This is a genomic window from Gaetbulibacter sp. NE, assembly GCF_025548475.1.
Classification (GTDB): Bacteria; Bacteroidota; Bacteroidia; order Flavobacteriales; family Flavobacteriaceae; genus Gaetbulibacter_B; species Gaetbulibacter_B jejuensis.
This window is the reverse complement of sequence record NZ_JAOQHY010000001.1, coordinates 127871-145557: the sequence shown is the minus strand read 5'-3', so window position 1 is coordinate 145557 and position 17687 is coordinate 127871. Positions and strand designations below refer to the sequence as shown.

16 protein-coding genes are annotated in these 17687 nt (G+C 32.0%); 11 read left to right on the top strand and 5 right to left on the bottom strand.

The genetic code is table 11. The annotated features are described in order from the left end of the window. Positions 1-9 precede the first annotated feature (9 nt). A complete protein-coding gene (locus tag OD803_RS00725; RefSeq protein ID WP_262731995.1) occupies positions 10-1482 on the top strand; it encodes an oligosaccharide flippase family protein in 1473 nt (490 codons plus the stop codon). Positions 1483-1586: 104 nt separating this feature from the next. After that, positions 1587-2246, top strand: a complete 660-nt coding sequence (locus tag OD803_RS00720; RefSeq protein ID WP_262731994.1) for an acyltransferase — start codon at positions 1587-1589, stop codon at positions 2244-2246. Here OD803_RS00720 and OD803_RS00715 read toward each other — a convergent pair. Further along, positions 2243-3379, bottom strand: a complete 1137-nt coding sequence (locus tag OD803_RS00715; protein ID WP_262731993.1) for a glycosyltransferase — start codon at positions 3377-3379, stop codon at positions 2243-2245. The genes OD803_RS00720 and OD803_RS00715 overlap by 4 nt on opposite strands. Positions 3380-3445: 66 nt before the next feature. Here OD803_RS00715 and OD803_RS00710 point away from each other — a divergent pair, with 66 nt between their 5' ends. Together OD803_RS00710 and OD803_RS00705 are read left to right on the top strand one after the other, a co-directional pair. Then, positions 3446-4273: a glycosyltransferase family A protein gene (locus tag OD803_RS00710; protein WP_262731992.1), complete on the top strand. Its 828-nt coding sequence runs from the start codon at positions 3446-3448 to the stop codon at positions 4271-4273. Continuing rightward, positions 4263-4658 carry a sugar 3,4-ketoisomerase gene (locus tag OD803_RS00705; RefSeq protein WP_129759092.1) on the top strand — a complete coding sequence of 132 codons (396 nt, stop codon included), beginning with the start codon at positions 4263-4265 and terminating at the stop codon, positions 4656-4658. Before OD803_RS00710 ends, OD803_RS00705 begins: the two co-directional genes overlap by 11 nt. Here OD803_RS00705 and OD803_RS00700 read toward each other — a convergent pair. Both OD803_RS00700 and OD803_RS00695 read right to left on the bottom strand, forming a co-directional pair. After that, positions 4641-5579, bottom strand: a complete 939-nt coding sequence (locus OD803_RS00700; RefSeq protein ID WP_262731991.1) for a glycosyltransferase family A protein — start codon at positions 5577-5579, stop codon at positions 4641-4643. The genes OD803_RS00705 and OD803_RS00700 overlap by 18 nt on opposite strands. Continuing rightward, positions 5576-6466, bottom strand: a complete 891-nt coding sequence (locus OD803_RS00695; RefSeq protein ID WP_262731990.1) for a glycosyltransferase family 2 protein — start codon at positions 6464-6466, stop codon at positions 5576-5578. The genes OD803_RS00700 and OD803_RS00695 overlap by 4 nt, the downstream gene beginning before the upstream one ends. Before the next feature lie 79 nt (positions 6467-6545). Between OD803_RS00695 and OD803_RS00690 the strand changes: the two genes are divergently transcribed. After that, the gene (locus tag OD803_RS00690) at positions 6546-8141 is read left to right on the top strand and encodes a hypothetical protein (RefSeq protein WP_262731989.1); all 1596 of its coding nucleotides are present in this window, start codon (positions 6546-6548) and stop codon (positions 8139-8141) included. Here OD803_RS00690 and OD803_RS00685 read toward each other — a convergent pair. After that, on the bottom strand, positions 8138-8680 hold the full coding sequence (locus tag OD803_RS00685; protein WP_262731988.1) for a class I SAM-dependent methyltransferase: 543 nt from the start codon (positions 8678-8680) through the stop codon (positions 8138-8140). The genes OD803_RS00690 and OD803_RS00685 overlap by 4 nt on opposite strands. 187 nt (positions 8681-8867) lie before the next feature. After that, entirely contained in the window at positions 8868-9551 is a 684-nt protein-coding gene (locus OD803_RS00680) for a cell division ATP-binding protein FtsE (protein WP_129759087.1), read from the bottom strand. A 185-nt stretch (positions 9552-9736) separates the two neighbouring features. Here OD803_RS00680 and OD803_RS00675 point away from each other — a divergent pair, with 185 nt between their 5' ends. From OD803_RS00675 to OD803_RS00650, 6 genes are all read left to right on the top strand, one after another. After that, positions 9737-12757: a tetratricopeptide repeat protein gene (locus OD803_RS00675; RefSeq protein WP_262731987.1), complete on the top strand. Its 3021-nt coding sequence runs from the start codon at positions 9737-9739 to the stop codon at positions 12755-12757. Positions 12758-12789: 32 nt separating this feature from the next. Next, the gene (locus OD803_RS00670; protein WP_262731986.1) at positions 12790-14520 is read left to right on the top strand and encodes a TonB-dependent receptor; all 1731 of its coding nucleotides are present in this window, start codon (positions 12790-12792) and stop codon (positions 14518-14520) included. A gap of 118 nt (positions 14521-14638) precedes the next feature. After that, positions 14639-16255, top strand: coding sequence for an amidohydrolase (locus tag OD803_RS00665; RefSeq protein ID WP_262731985.1), 1617 nt, complete (start codon positions 14639-14641; stop codon positions 16253-16255). 59 nt (positions 16256-16314) lie between these two features. Then, positions 16315-16791: a hypothetical protein gene (locus OD803_RS00660; RefSeq protein ID WP_262731984.1), complete on the top strand. Its 477-nt coding sequence runs from the start codon at positions 16315-16317 to the stop codon at positions 16789-16791. Between the two features lie 324 nt (positions 16792-17115). Beyond that, entirely contained in the window at positions 17116-17355 is a 240-nt protein-coding gene (locus OD803_RS00655) for a ribbon-helix-helix domain-containing protein (RefSeq protein WP_262731983.1), read from the top strand. Next, positions 17348-17635, top strand: coding sequence for a type II toxin-antitoxin system RelE/ParE family toxin (locus tag OD803_RS00650; protein WP_262731982.1), 288 nt, complete (start codon positions 17348-17350; stop codon positions 17633-17635). Before OD803_RS00655 ends, OD803_RS00650 begins: the two co-directional genes overlap by 8 nt. Positions 17636-17687: the final 52 nt, after the last annotated feature.

Sequence of the window (17687 nt, the reverse complement as noted above, 5' to 3'; positions counted from 1 at the left end):
AGAACACAAATGGCTAACAAAGACCAGTCATACAGACAAATTTTAAAGGCTACTTCGCTCTTTGGAGGTGTTCAGGTTTTTAGTATAATTATTTCAGTTATTAGGTCTAAAGCCATTGCAGTTTGGTTGGGTCCCTTAGGTGTTGGTATTATTGGGTTGTTGACAAACTCATTAAAAGTTATTGGAGAGTTTACCAAACTAGGTATTGATGTTACTGCGGTAAGGGAAATTTCAATTGCTAATGAGCATGAAGATACTGATAGGATACCGACAATAGTTACTTCATTAAAAAAAATTGTTTGGGTTACAGGTTTGTTTGGAATGCTGGTAACGATAATTTTGTCTCCTTTGTTAAGTAAAATTGCCTTTGGAAATTTTGAGTATACTATAGCATTTGTTTGGATTTCAGTCTCTTTGCTTTTTAAACAATTGTCAAGTGGTCAGTTAGCCATACTACAAGGTTTGAGGAAGCTCAAGTATTTAGCAAAGGCTAATGTATATGGTAACTTTTTAGGATTATTAATAGCATTACCACTTTATTACTTTTTTAGGGTTGATGCAATAGTATCCACAATTATTGTAACCTCAGTTTGTGGATTGTTGTTTAGTTGGTTTTTTTCAAATAAAATAAAAATAGAGAAGAAGAAAATTACTAATTCGCAAGCGTTTAAGGAAGGTAAGCAAATGCTAAACTTAGGTTTTATGTTAAGCCTAAGAGGATTAATAACATTAGTAACACTTTATGCTTTACAAGTTTTTATAAGTCATTTTGGAGGTGTGGACGAAGTTGGATTTTATACAGCAGGTTTTGTTATTATCAATTCTTATGTTGGTCTTATTTTTAATGCAATGCGAACTGATTATTTTCCTAGATTATCAGCTACCGTTAATAATCAGGAAAAAATGGAAATTACTGTTTTTCAACAAGCCACAGTAGCAGTTTTAATTTTAACTCCTATTATAATTGTCTTTTTAACCTTAGCACCATTTATTATAAAGGTTTTATATTCAAAGGAGTTTTTGGTTATTGAAGATATGGTAGCTTGGGGAATGATGGCAACTTTTTTTCAAGCTATATCATGGTCTTTAGGATATGTGATTTTAGCTAAAGGAGACTCGAAGCTTTTTATAAAAACAGCTGTGTTGTTTAATTCTATTTTTTTGTTCGTTGGTATATTGGGTTATTATTTTGGGGGATTAATGGGGTTAGGAATATCTTATTTGCTATATTATATAATACATTGTATTGGGATGATTATTGTTGTTAAAAATATGTATGAGCTAAACATAAACTATGGATTTTCTAAAGTAGCAGTAATTTGCCTTTTGATGTGCTTAGTTACTTTTTTATTATCAAATATTCACTCAACTGTGCTAAAATATGTAACTATGTCTGTAATGATTTTAGTTTCTATTATATTTACTATCTATAAACTAGATAAAAAAGTAAATTTTAGACAATTGTTTAATAAAGATCAATGATTAAAATCCTCAAACGCATATATTTTTTTATTAAACTAAGATATTTAAGGTTTAAGTTTTACTTGACAGTTAATTGGTTAAAGACTTTGTATTTTAATTTTAAAATGCTACCGTTTTATCAAGCAAAAAAACTACCTATTTTTTTCTATGGTAGTGTTAAATTTTCAAACTTAAAAGGTGAGGTTTCAATTGAAAATCCAGTTAGTAGAGGAATGATTGGGTTTGGGCAAGCGTATGAGTTGGCTAGTCGCTCATCAAGAACTGCTGAGTTAGTCTTAAAGGGTCGAATAATATTTAGGGGATATGCTCAGTTTGGAAAAGATTATTTTGTTTTTGTAGGAGAAAATGCAGTACTGGATTTAGGAAACATGTCTAGTTTAGCTTCAAAAGGTAAGATAATATGTGCTAATAAAATCATGCTAAAAGACTATGCTAGACTTGGTTCAGAGTGTCAAATAATTGATACCGATTTTCATCAAATGATTAATTTAAATACTGGTGAGAAATATGAAAAAACTAAGCCAATAGTGATTGGAGAATTTAATTATATAGGTAGACGAACTTCTATAATGAAAGGAACTTCTACAGCAGAGCATTGTACAATTGCTTCAAACACATTGTGTAATAAGGATTATACACACCTTGGAACTAATGTTCTTATAGGAGGTATTCCAGCTAAACTTCTTAAAGAAAACATTTCACGTGATTGGGAAGGAGAAATGGAACGAATGGAAAGACACTTAATTTCTAAGTATATTTTTTAATTATTACTCCATACATTAGAATACTTCTTTGCTATTTTTTTATAGTCATGGCAGTCTTCAATAAAAGTTCTTGCACTCTTACTTATGTTAAGAATTTTTTCAGGGTTTTCAATAAGGTCAGATAAAGCGTTAACAATTTGATTAACATCAGGTTTAACATTAACAGCTACTTGGTGTTTTAGGTCATAAAACTTCTCAAACTCTTTTTCGGCTCCAGTAAGTACAACCTTTCCTTTTGCCATGGCTTCAAGGGCATTGTAGCCTTGGTCATAACCATAAACTTGATCTAGTAATATATGGCATTCGTCATAAAGCTTAATATATTCATTGTAAGGAATACTATAAGTGGTTTTTATTTCAACCTTATCACCATATTTTTTCTCAATGATTTTTAAGGCGTCAGAAAAATATTGATTCCCTTTTTTAACAACAGCTTTTGTGTTTACACCATGAAATATTTTAATCTTATCATCAACCTTTAAAGGAGTATATTTTATTTTTTCAATATTAATAGGGTTTGGTATTAACCCTAAATAATGTTTGTTGCCCAATAATGGAATGTGGTAATCCATATCAGTTGCAATTACTCCGTTACTATTGTTGTAAATAAAATTGTGAAGTTTTGTGTAGTCTTCGTTAAGATATTGTAACTGAAATTTATAAAGCTCAAAAAGCGATTTGTCTTCTAAATAAGGACTCATAATACTGTATTCAAATTTTCCTTCCATCATGTATTTCATACATTGATAGTCAATACCGCAAGACAATAAGAAGAGTTTTTTGTTTTGCTTTAAAATGCGCTTTAAAAATTTGATTTCTAGTTTGGGAGATGCTTTAATTGACGATTCATTAATAAGTTGAACCACATCAAAACCCTTTAGTTTTTTATTGATTAAAAGTGTTTTAAGGTATATTTCCCAAGAACCAATATCAATAGAGGTGAGCTTATAGAAAGCAACTTTAAATTTTTTAAGGAATTTACTATGAAACGAGTGGTCTAACCTAATGTCAACAGGGTAGTTTTTAAATCCGTCACCATTACCAACTAGTAATACTTCATGCCCCAAAGCAGTTAAACCTTCTTTTAAAGAATTGTGAAGTCTACTGTATTCACCAATCAACAATATTCGCATAAAAAACACTACTTTTAAGGCAAAAATAAGAAATACCTTTACATAGAGGCTATTTAAACACAATCGATGACTTTGCAAATTTTAATCTCAACGATGTTTAGGGAAAATCTCGATTTCCTAAAGCCAATGTTTTCTAAAAATAACCTCAAAGATTTTGACATAATTATAGTTAATCAAACTACCGAAGATAAAATGTTATCGTCGTCGTTTTCTAATGTCAAAGTCATTAATTCTTTAGAAAGAGGCTCTCCTGCAAGTCGGAATTTAGCAATAAAGAATGCGACTGCAGACGTTTGTTTGATGGCAGATGATGATATTGTTTACGAGCCCAATTTAAAGCAAACCATTATTAATGCTTATCAAGAGTGTCCTAATGCTGATATGATTTCTTTTGAGGCTATTAATGAAGATGGAAATTTATATACAAATTATTTTCCTGAGGGTATTCATAATAAAAAATCCTTAAAAAAGATTTTTACTTGGGTTATTACGTTTAAAAGAGATGCGTTTAAAGAAAATAATATATTCTTTAACCATCATTTTGGAGTTGGTTCAACATTTAAAGGTGAAACAGAGTATGTGTTTTTAAGAAATGCTTTTGACAAAGGCTTACAAATGCAACATAAAGGTGTAACTATTGTAATGCATCCAAACATAAGTTCAGGAGTTTTAATGGGAAGTGATAATGCGTTTGCTGCCAAAACTGCATTGCGACAACGCTATCTAGGTAATTTAAGTTACCTTTGGTTGTTGAAATATACTTTGTATATGTGGATATATAAGTATATTAAATTCAATGAAATTCCACATAAATTTATAATAGGACTGCAAGCCATACAACAATATAAAAAGCTAAAAGCATCTGGAGATATAGATAGAATTTATGATAATTAAGCTTATAGACATTCCAAAAATAGAAGACCCAAGAGGAAACCTTTCAGTTATTGAAAAAAACTGTGTGCCTTTTGAGATAAAACGTGTGTATTATTTATATGATGTGCCAAGCGGAGCATATAGAGGAGGACACTCTCACAAAGAGCAATTAGAATTTTTAGTGGCCTTGAGTGGAAGTTTTGAGGTTATTTTAGATAATGGAACAGATAAACACAGAGTTATGCTTAATAAACCTAATCAAGGACTTTTGATTTCTAGTGGAGTTTGGAGAGAACTTGAGAATTTTTCATCTGGAGCAGTATGTTTGGTCTTGTCTTCTGGTGAGTTTGATGAGGCTGATTATATAAGAGATTACGATACGTTTAAACTATCTAAAAATCCTTAGGTCAATAAATCGTTGTATTAAATTTCTGCATTTTAAAATTAAAATAACAATCCATTTAGGTAATGCCAATAGAAGTTTTTGGAGATTACTAATACTGTTATAGTCAATGTGTGACTTTATATCTTTTTCAAGGGCTTTTTCGCCTTCAATTTTGTACTGTAAAGCCATTGAAACCCAATTCAGGTTAATGTAGTTTTTTAAATCAATATTGTTTTTAGTAGCTTCGTCATAGGTAGAAAAATCAATGTGTTTTCTGGAGCTTAGTTTAGTTTTTGTGATTTTATTTTGAGCATTTAATAAATGTATTGCACTCACTTTGTTGTAAAAAGCAACAGGTAGCTTAAGAGCAATTCTTATCCATAAATCAGTATCTTCACCAGAGTTAAGAGACTCATTAAAATATCCCACTTTTTCAAAAGTTGTTTTAGGAATCATAACTGCAGAGGTCCAAGCTATACTATTGGCTAAACTGCTTTTAAAATAATTGTCAACTACACCTTTCCAGTTGTTTTCTTGAGGTATGTTTTTATATATTGATTTTAGATTAATTCCGTTTTTACGTTTTGTGTATGCTTTAGCGTAAAGACCACAATCAGGGAATTTTTCATAGAGTAATTTTAAATCCTCTAAATGATGACTCTTCCAGTGGTCGTCGGCATCAAGTAAAACTATAAGGTTAGATTTTGCACGCTTAATTCCATAATTTCTAGCATACGAAACACCTCTGTTTTCAATACTATAAACCGTAATTCTATCATCATTTATTTTGATTACCTGTTCTAAACTTTTATCAGTAGAGCCATCATTCACTACAACAACTTCAAAGTTGTTATACGATTGATTAATTACACTTTTTAAGGTTTGCGCAATGTGCTTTTCCTTATTGTAAAGTGGTATTACTATTGAAAAATAAGATGTCATTTTTTCAAGTCTTTATAACAAAAGTATGTTAATTTATATAACTGTAGTAAAAAGACTAAAGGGTTGTTTCCCAAAAGGTTTTTCTTAATGCGTGAGTTGAGTGTTGAGTGTAAAAAAGAAAGAAAATAATTAAGCTTTAAAGATTTTGTGAAGTTAAATAACCTTAGTAAATCATTATCAGAAACTACTATTTTTTGAGTGTTCTGAAGGTTAAGTAAGTTGTCAACAGATTGCTCAACTTTGTTTAAGTAGGTTGAGCTTTTTTCAATTCCTAAATGATAGACTTCGTTGTTAATGTGTAATACATTAATGTTGTTTTCTTTCATTAGAGCTCCAAAATAATTGTCATAGCCATAACCTTTATAATTTATTTTTGAAACAATATGTTGGTAGGTCTCTTTTTTAATCAAAAAATTTCCTGAAATAACAACTTTGTATGGTTTGGCGTTTCTTTTTACAGCATCTATCTCTTCTTTGGATTTACCATATTTCCAGCGTAGCATGTAAGTCTTATCTTGTTTAGAGGTGTGATAAGTAAACCCTCCATAGATAACATCATAATTATCATTAATGTGCTTTAAATAATTAGAAATAAAATTTTTGCTTTTAGGCAAAACATCTGCATCTAAAAACAAAAGCCAATTGTATGATGCTTTTTCTGAAAGTAATTGTCTTGTTTTCACTCGGCCATTGTTTGCTTTTGATAGGTTGTAGGAAACGTTTTTATAGTTGTTTACAGTAGAGTTTTTTTTAGTAATAGTATTGTTTGAAGCATCGTCCAAACAAATAATCTCAAATTCAATATTACTGCTCATGAGTTGCTGGTGCAAATCTTTTATGAGTGCTGTGATGGAGCAATTGTAAACAGGAATTAATACTGAAAGCATACTAGAAATTATGTTTCAAAAATACATTATTTAAAGTTAGTTAATTATTAATTGGTACAGTAATTGTAATTTAGAGTTTATGAAACAGCTTCTACTAACTTTATATGCATTGCTGTTGTGTCAAACAACTATGGCACAACAAGAGTTTCATGTGTTTCCAAATGTTTCAATAACCAAAAATGGTGATGGAAGTATTCAAAATCCATGGGATTTACAAACAGCTTTAAACCAAAGTTCTAACGTGGTTAATGGAGGTGATACCATTTGGTTACATAAAGGAGTGTATAACGGTCGTTTTATTAGCAATATTTCAAGTACGGTAGAGGGTAAGTATATAACTGTAGTGCCATACAAAAATGAAAAGGTTGTCTTAAACGGAAACGTCTTGTCAAATAAAAAGCAGGTTTTAGAAGTAAGAGGAGCAAATGTTACTTTTAAAGACTTTGAAGTAACGTTTTTAGGCAATTTCCCCAGACATGTTAAAGAATCAGGTTTTTTAAAAGTTGATGGTATTAATCATACCTCAGGATATGATAATAAGTTTATTAACCTAAAGATTTATAATAATCCAGGTTCTGGTTTTGGTTCATGGAAGTTTACAGGTGGTTCAGTTATATATGGTTGTAAAATTTACAATAACGGTTTTTTCTCCAATGCAAGAGGAAGTGGAGCAGGTATTTATGTTCAAAATATAAGTGAGAAATCAAGAAAGATAGAAAATAACATCATTTTCAATAACTACTATATGGGTATTGAAGCTTGGTCTGCATCTACAAATGCTGATGCAGCTTATGTGAAAAATATACTCATAAAAGATAATGTGGTTTTTAATAATGGTAGTCCAGGAAATCATTATAAAAACAACCTTATTGTAGCTACTGATGATAAAAACGGAATCAATAGAGCTACTAATATTAAAGTATTGGATAATGTGTTCTATCACAATGCAGATATCTCCAATACAGCTAAAGGAGATGCGGCTTCACTTACGTTAGGAGTTAATTCAAAAGCGCCATTAAAAAATGTTGAGGTAAAAGGAAATGTTATTATTGGAGGAAACAATTCCTTGCGATTTGATAATGCAGAAAACACAGTTTTTGAAAACAATTTAGTGTATGCTGGGTATGTTCACTTAGACAAATCAATATTGTCTAATATTTCTGGTTGGACATTTAATAACAATAATTATTTTTCAAAGAACAGTAGAAATTTTAGAATTATTAATCATAGAGATTACACCTTTGATGATTGGAAGTCTAGTTTTAAACAAGATAGTAATAGCCAATGGAGCAATATAAAACAGTTTAGTAGTGATGTTGTTTTAAATGTGATTCAAAATGAATACAATGAGAATTCTTTCCACATAGCTCTAATGGATGTAAAAGGAGAAATTGTAACTGTTGACTTTTCTGATTATAATTTTCCTACAGGAACAAAATATAAAATTGTTGATGTTGAAAACCCAAACAAAATACTATCTGAAGGAATATTACCTTTAAATTCTAAAGTAGAATTTATAATGCAATTAACTGAATTTGAAAAACCGTTGCATAACGAATATGCTAAAAAAACGCTTTCTAATTTTGGTGTTTTTGAAATTGAATTTCAGCCAGAAAGCACTCAAGCAGAAAAATCTGGATGGTTTGGTCGATTGTTTAAGTGGCTTGGTTTTTAGGATTTTGAAACAATTAAAACCGTTTCAGGTTTAAAGCCATTTCTTATTGATTCACTAGAGTTTTCAAAAGTTAGTATGTCAACTTTAAAACCTACATCTTCCAGTCTTTTTACTAATCCATTTACTGAGTATACTCTAACATGATCTTCTTGTCCAAAATGCTCTTTTCTTGCCTCTTCAGTTGTGATTGAATAGTCTTCGTAAATAGCACCTTCTTTAAAAGGAGTTTGTATAAAAGCTTTTCCGTTGGGCTTTAAAACTCTATAAATTTCTGACATCGCCTTTTTATCATCAATAATATGTTCAAGTATATGGTAGCAAATTATAGTGTCAAACGTATGATCTTTGCAAGAAATGTTGGTAATATCAAAATTATAGTCAGCAATAAACTGGTTCTCAAAATCAGAGCTGTAATAATGTATTGAAGGATTAGATTTTAATTTTCGGTATATGTTTCTTGAAGGCGAAAAATGTAACACATTACCTTTAATGGCTTTGTTTGCTTCCAGTAAGTGCCATAGCCTTCTGTTTCTTGACAAACTACCACAAAACGGGCAAATTAAATCTCTGCCATTATAGTTAACAAAAGCGCTTAGGTTGTTGGAACATACATTACACTGAAATTGTTTTCCGCGATAAAACAAACCATAAAAGCGCCTAAAAACGAGCTCGTTTTTAAACAAGAACCTTTTGGGTACAATACGTTTTAGGATTTTTTTTAGGCTGTTATACACGTCTTTGCACTACTTCAAATACTTTATTCTCATCACACTTTAAAGTTTTGCTAGGGTATTTTAGCAATAAAGCGTAATCGTGAGTAGCCATTAAAATAGTATTTCCGTTTTTGTTAATCTCCTGCAAAACCTCCATAACCTCAATACTGGTTTGAGGATCAAGATTTCCTGTTGGCTCGTCGGCAAGTATAAGTTCAGGATCGTTTAGAAGTGCTCTAGCAATAGCAATACGTTGTTGTTCACCACCAGAAAGCTCATGAGGGAACTTAAATCCTTTGGTTTTCATGCCTACTTTATCCAGCACTTTTTCTATGCGTTCTTTAATTTCGGTTTTGTCTTTCCAGCCTGTAGCCTTTAAAACAAACTCTAGGTTTCCGTTTACAGTTCTATCAGGTAACAATTTAAAATCTTGAAAAACAATACCTAGTTTTCTTCTTAAAAAAGGGATGTCTTTCTCTTTAAGTGTTCTTAAGTCAAAATCTACAATAGAACCTTCGCCTTTTGTAAGGTGCAAGTCGCCATAAAGCGTTTTCATAAAACTACTTTTTCCGCTTCCGGTTTTACCAATAAGATAAACAAAATCACCTTTAACCATTTCAAAATTCACATCGCTCAACACCATACTGTCTCCTTGGTATATAGAGACATCTTTTAATTGTAAAATAGTTTCAGACATTTATGAGTAGTTTTTATTTAAGTGCTGTAAATGTATTATTTTAATAACACTTTTAAAAGGCTGCAATTATAAACTCCCAAATATTTTTTTTAGTATTTAATAACTTCTTTATAATTATAAATAATTTCTGGCGTTATAAATTTGATATTGATTTATCTTTGAACATCAACAAAACAACGAACTTAATGACTAATAGTAAATTAGTAGTATTAGTAAGTTTTCTAATGCTAAACGTATACATACAAGCGCAACAATCGGCAACCTATACTAACGATTTGGTAGCGTATCAAAAAGCCCTAACGCTGTATAATAACAAGCAGTACCAAGCAGCACAATCAGCGTTTGACCAAATTAAAGATGAAACCCAAGACGAGCAGGTAGAGTCTAACTGTGCCTATTATATAGCAAATTGTGCAGTACGTTTAAATCAGCAAAATGCCGACGATTTAATTCAAGATTTTGTAGACACTTACCCAACGAGTACAAAGCGAAATACAGCATTCTTGGATGTAGCAGATTATTATTTCGATAATGCAAAATATGCGTATGCAAGAAAGTGGTACGAAAAGGTAGATGAAAACAGTATAGCGCGTTCTGAAAGAGACCGATTTAACTTTAACTACGGTTATGCTTTATACTCTACAGACAACGAAACTTCAGCCCAAAAATATTTAAACAGAGTTGTAAATTCGAAAGAATATGGCTCACAAGCTAAGTATTATATTGGGTTTATGGCTTACGAAGGTGATGATTATGATACTGCTAACGAGTATTTTGACCAAGTAAGTGATGAAGAAAAATACAAAGAGAAACTATCGTATTACCAAGCCGATTTGAATTTCAAACTAGGAAATTTTGAAAAAGCCATTTCACTTGCTAAAGAACAACTACCAAATAGTGACGACAATGAAGTGTCTGAACTTTCAAAAATTATAGGTGAAAGTTATTTTAATTTAGAACAGTACACTGAAGCAATTCCTTATCTACAAGCCTATAAAGGCAAACGCGGAAAATGGAATAATACAGATTACTACCAACTAGGATATGCTTATTACAAGCAAAACGATTTTGAAAAAGCCATTTCAGAATTCAATAAAATCATAGGAGGCAACAACAGTGTTGCTCAAAACGCCTATTACCATTTAGGAGAAAGCTACATTAACTTAGACAAAAAACAAGAAGCTTTAAATGCGTTTAGAAATGCCTCTCAAATGGATTTTGATTTAAAAATTCAGGAAGATGCTTGGTTAAACTATGCCAAAATAAGTTATGAAATAGGAAACCCTTATCAGTCGGTTCCACAAGTTTTAACGGGTTATCTCGATAAATATCCTGATACAGGTTACAAAGAGGAAATTGAAACCTTGTTGATTGACTCATACATTACTTCAAAAAATTACGAAGAAGCTCTAAAACTATTAGAAGGCAAGCGAAGTTTTGAAAACAGAGTCGCTTATCAAAAAGTAGCATTTTATAGAGGAATTGAAGTGTATAACACTATAAATTATAACGAAGCTCGAACACTATTTGAAAAGTCGATTGACGAGGCTAAAGACCCAAAATTTACTGTGCGAGCTACATTTTGGAAAGCAGAAACAGATTATCATTTAACTAACTATAACGATGCTTTAGTTGGCTTAAAACAGTTTCAGCAAAGTGCAGAATCTGCTACAACACCTGAAATTGAAAACATCGACTATAATCTTGCGTATACCTATTTCAAACTTAAAAACTACAGTAAAGCTAGTGAGCATTTTCAAAAATTTATCAATACCAATAGCGATGATAAACTAAGAGTAAACGATGCTTACTTAAGGCTTGGTGATGGCTATTTTGTATCAACCGATTATAACAATGCAATTAGTTCTTACAATAAGGCTATCGAAATTAACGAGATCGAATCGGACTACCCATATTTTCAAAAAGCAATGAGTTATGGTTATGTTGGGCAAGCTTCAAAGAAAATTGAAGAGTTAGAAGCCTTTATCAATGGGTATCCAAAATCGTCTTTAAGAGATGACGCTATGTACGAGCTTGCAAATTCATACGTAAAAGCAAACAACACTAGCAAAGCAATGCAAATGTATGACAGGTTAAATGCTGAGTATAAAAATTCGGTATTTATCTCAAAATCCTTGTTGCGTCAAGGGTTGTCGTATTACAATGAAAATGACAACGAGCGTGCTTTGGCTAAGTTTAAACAAGTAGCAAGAGACTATCCAAATTCTGAAGAAGCAGTACAAGCAGTGTCCACTGCACGTTTAATTTATATCGATTTAGGTCGCGTAGATGAGTATGCGTCTTGGGTAAAAACACTTGATTATATTGATGTTACTGATGCCGAATTAGATAACACTACCTATTTGGCTGCTGAAAAGCAATACCTTGACAACAACGTGCAAAAAGCGGTAAAACAGTTCAATAATTATTTGAATGAATTCCCTAACGGAATGCATGCACTTAAATCTCATTTTTATTTAGCTGAATTATATACTAAACAGGATTTGCCTGAAAATGCGCGTCCACATTATGAGTATGTAGTTACTAAACCAAGAGGCGAATATACCGAACAAGCTATTGTGAAGTTATCTGAAACCTATTTAAACACTTCTAATTGGAATAAAGCAGTTCCGTTATTAAAGCGTTTAGAAACCGAAGCCGATTATCCTCAAAACATTACCTATGCGCAATCAAACCTTATGAACGCGTACTATCAATTAGAAAACTATCAGGAAGCGGTTGCTTATGCTGAAAGAGTTTTAGAAAATTCTAAAATTGATAATAAAGTAAAAAGTGACGCTCAAATTATCATTGCGCGTTCTGCAATTAAAACAGGAGATGAGGCTAAAGCAAAATTGGCTTATGCAAAAGTTGAAAGCATAGCTACAGGAGCATTAGCTGCCGAAGCATTGTATTACAATGCCTACTTTAAACACAAAGAAGGCAACTATCAGTCGTCTAATACAACGGTTCAAAAACTAGCAAAAGACTATTCTAGCTACAAATATTATAGTGCAAAAGGCTTGGTTATAATGGCAAAAAACTTTTATGCACTTAAAGATGCATTTCAAGCTACATACATTTTAGAAAGTGTTATTAAAAACTTTGCTGAGTTTGATGATGTAGTTAGTGAAGCGCAAGACGAGCTTAATAGAATCAAAGCTGAAGAAGCTAAAACCAATTCATCAATTCAATCTGAAAATTAAAATCCTTGTTGATTTCAATTAAAACAATTCCTATGCAAAATCAAATAAAATATATAATCACTTTAGCATTTCTAGTAGTTGTAAGTAATGGGTTTTCACAAGAACGTGAAACGGATACTATCGCTACAGATGTGGTAAATGTTGTGAAACCTTATACGCCAACAATTTCAGATGCGTTTAAAATTAAGGAAACACCAACTTTAAACGATTCAACTACTGCGCAAAAAAAGGACGTTAAGTACAATATTTTCTCTATTCCTGTAGCTTCAACATTTACACCTGCAAAAGGAAAAGCAGCAACAGTTGATAAAGCTAAATCTATAAAGCTATATGATAATTATGCGTCTTTAGGCTTTGGAACTTATACTACTATTTTAGGTGAAGTGTATTTAAACCACGCACTAAATAGAACAGAGCGAGTAGGTGGTTACTTAAGCCATCATTCATCACAAGATGGTATTGACGGTTTGTTGTTAGACGACAATTTTTCAAACACCAATCTTAATGCCAATTTCAGTAAGCAATTGCGTGATATGTCATGGACTGTTGATGCAGGTTTTGGACTTCAAACTTACAATTGGTATGGATTGCCACAACCGTTGTTTGATGAAACTACAGCTGATATGATTAACGAAGGGCATTCGTTTTACAATGTTCATTTTGGAGGTAAATTAAACTTTGAAGATGCTATTATCGATAACCTAAAAGTAAGGTTTAGACGTTTTGGTGATGATCAGGATTCTGGTGAAAACAGGTTTGTTGCGTCTTCTGAATTTACAGTTCCAATTAGAGGAGAAGAAATAAAAACCGAAGTAACTATCGATTATATTGGTGGTGAGTTTGATAGAAATTTCTACACCGAAGATGCTATAAAATATGGAAATATCAATTTTGGAATTGCTCCAAGCTATCAGTTAAAGCAAGATGACCTAACCGTAAACTTAGGTGTTAACTTGGTATATCTTAATGATACAGAGTTTAGCGATAACAAGTTTTACATTTATCCAAATATTACAGCAAGCTACCGATTGGTTGATGAAATACTTATTGCTTATGGTGGAATTGAAGGTGGTTTGATACAAAACTCGTACTATGATTTTGCTAACGAAAACCCTTTTGTATCGCCTACATTGTTTATTGCGCCAACTGACCAGCAATACAATGCTTCAGTAGGTTTAAAAGGGAAATTATCTAATAGCATGAGTTATAATATTAGTGGACGTTATTTTGCTGATAGAAACAAAGCGATGTTTATGTCAAACAGTGTGTTGGGTGGAGCTACCGAAGATTATCAATATGGTAACTCGTATGGTATCGTGTATGACGACGTTAACACATTATCGGTTGCAGGAGAATTAAATGTTGATATAAATAGAAACTTTAACCTTGGTATAAAAGCCGAATATTTTAATTACAGTACTGACACACAATCTGAAGCGTGGAACTTACCAGACATTAAAGGATCATTGTTTTTAGATTATCAAATAGACGACAACTGGTTTGCTGGAGCAGGATTGTTTTTTGTAGGCGAAAGAAAAGACCTGTTTTATGAAGAAGGAACACTTGTGCCATCAAGTCCTGTAACTGTAACTTTAGATAGCTATTTTGATGCAAATGCACATGTAGGTTATAGAGTTACTGATAGATTGTCGGTATTTGTTAAGGCAAATAATATTGCAAATAACGATTACCAACGCTGGATGAATTTCCCAGTACAAGGCATTCAGGTGTTAGGTGGAGCTACCTATCAATTTGATTTTTAATTATAATGTCATTGCGATTCCGAGTAATCGGGAGAAGCAATCTATTTTTTTAGTTATAATTTTTAAACGTTCCATTTGGAACGTTTTTTTATTTTTACAGTAAACTAACTATTACCAAATGAAAAATTTATACCTCCTTTTAATACTTGCTATTTGTTTGTCTTGTCAAAATAAAGAGCAAGTAGATACAATTGTTACCAATGCAAACGTCTATACTGTTGATGACAGCTTTACTAAAGTACAAGCATTTGCAATTAAAGATGGAAAGTTTATTGCTGTAGGAACCAACGCTGAGGTAAATTCTAAATATACTTCTGAAAATACTGTTGATGCTAATGGAAAGACAATTGTACCTGGATTTATTGATGCGCATTGTCACTTTTTAGGTTTAGGACTCAACGAGCAACAAGTTGATCTTGTTGGGACGACGAGTTTTGAAGACATGATGAAACGTGTTTTGGACTTCAGTAACAAAAATAACGTCGATTATATTTTAGGAAGAGGTTGGGACGAAACCGATTGGGACGACAAAACAGTACCAGATAATGTACTATTGTCTAAGCTATTTCCTGATACACCAATACTGCTAAGACGAGTAGATGGTCACTCAGCATTATGTAATGAAGCGGCTTTAAAATTGGGTAACATTACAGCAAATACAAAAGTTGATGGAGGAGAAGTTGCATTAAACAACGGAAAGCCAACAGGAATTTTACTCGATAACGCACAAGCTTTGGTATTAAAACATTGGCCACAACCTACCAAAACTGAAATCACTAAAGCACTTTTAGCTGCTCAAGACATTTGTTTTGATTACGGATTGACTACAGTTGATGATGCAGGTTTAAGCAGGGAAAGCATTGAAATTATTGATAGCTTACAACAGTTAGGTGAACTCAATATGCGAGTGTATGCTATGGTGTCTGCTAAAGACACGTTAGCGGTAGATTATTACTTAAAAAAAGGAGTTTATAAAACCAATAAATTAAACGTAAGATCATTTAAGGTCTATGCTGATGGTGCTTTAGGATCGCATGGAGCGTTATTACGTCAACCTTATACTGACCAACCTCAAAAATACGGACTATTAACCACTTCAATTAACGATTTGGATGCGTTGGCACAACGTATTTCAAACTCTGAATATCAAATGAACACGCATGCTATTGGCGATTCGGCTAATCATGCAGTGTTGACTATTTACAATAAAGTATTACAAAGCATACCAGACAGACGTTGGAGAGTAGAACATGCTCAGGTAGTTTCACAACAAGATTTTGAAATGTATAAAACCATTGTACCTTCAGTGCAACCTACACATGCTACTAGCGATATGTATTGGGCAGAACAACGTTTGGGTAATGAACGTGTAAAAGGTGCTTATGCCTACAAACAACTATTGAATGCACATGGTAAAATTGCATTAGGAACCGATTTTCCTGTGGAGCATGTAAGTCCGTTTTTAACATTTTATGCAGCAGTAGCACGACAAGATGCAAAGCAATTTCCTAAAGACGGTTTTCAAAAAGAAGATGCCTTAACCAGAGAAGAAGCCTTAAAAGGAATGACTATTTGGGCAGCCTACTCTAATTTTGAAGAGCACGAAAAAGGAAGCATTGAAATAGGAAAGTTTGCCGATTTTATAGTTTTGGATAAAGATATTATGACGGTTGATGTTTATGATATTCCTAACATAAAAGTAGAGCAAACCTTTGTTGATGGTCTAAAACGTTAGGGATTAGAGAAAAAGTAATATTGACAACTAGTAGTAAAACATTTGGAAAAACCTCGAATTTGAAATTTATATTGAAAATAATTTTAGTAACAGTAGTTATGTTCGTAGTTGGGATAACTGTTTTTCTTGTTGTATTTGGAGACTATACAAATAGAACGAATGTTAAAATTTATTCTGCTGATAAAAAACAATGTGTGACTATTATTACGCAAGGGAAAATGAGGTATTTTATAAATGGAGAACACAATTTTGTTCCAAAAACGGAATATATAAAAATAGACAAAAGTGAAATTCCTCTTATTGGAGACGAAATTGGAATTTGTTGGAAAAATGAAAATTACGAATGGGAAATCGTAAATCACCAATCAAAAATTATTGACGTGAAATTAGACACTTTGAAATTTAAATTCAATACGAGTTGGGAAAAAGATAAACACGGAATACCTAACTCGAAAAAATATCATAAACCGAATTGTGGAACCATCGATTTTTTGAATATGAAAACGTACGGTGAAACTATAATATTGGAAAATTGAATTAATAAAAACTACTTGCAACAATCCCAAAATTACTTAGTATGATTTCAAATCGAAAGCAGTATCTTTAAAGTCATAATTTACGGTTGCGCAAGACCGTTATCAACCATCAACAGGAGGCTATTAATTGGAGTAAATACTTGTTGTAACAATGGCTGCAAGTAATTGCTTGTTCTTGCCTACCTGCTAAAATCCTCACGTTGAATTTATATTAGTTTTTTCTAAATTAGTAACTTAAAATACTCAACTAATCATATACGAACCGTTGGTTACAATTTGTAGATGATTCGTTTTTGGTGTATATTTACATCAAAAAAATAAATTATGCCAAGACAAAGTATATCATTTACAAAGCCGAACGATGAATGGTTAAAAGCTCAAGTGGACAGTAAAGAATATTCTAGCAAAAGCGAATTAGTTAACGATTTGATTAGACAAGCACGAAAACAGCAAGTTCAAATTGACTGGATTCGAGCTAAAATTGAGAAAGCTGAAAATAGTGGATTTACGAGTGACAGTAAAGAAAGTATTTTAGCTGAATCAAAGTCTTTGCTAAATGGCTAAATACAAACTGACAAATGAAGCTAAAAATGACTTGATTCGGATTCACCATTACGGAGTTAAAAAATTCGGAATGACCCAAGCGGACAAATATTTTGAGTCTTTTTTTGAATATTTTGACATTATCGCAGAACGTCCTTTTTCCTTTGAATCTGTTGACTATATAAAAAATGGATACAGACGTTGCGTGTGTGGAGTTGATAGTATTTTCTATAAAGTCAATAAAAATGTTGTTGAAATAATGACAATCGTTGGAAGACAAGATTTGAATGAAAAATTATAATGGAATTAAAAAACTGTAGCCAACAACCTATAATCACATTTAAGACAGATTT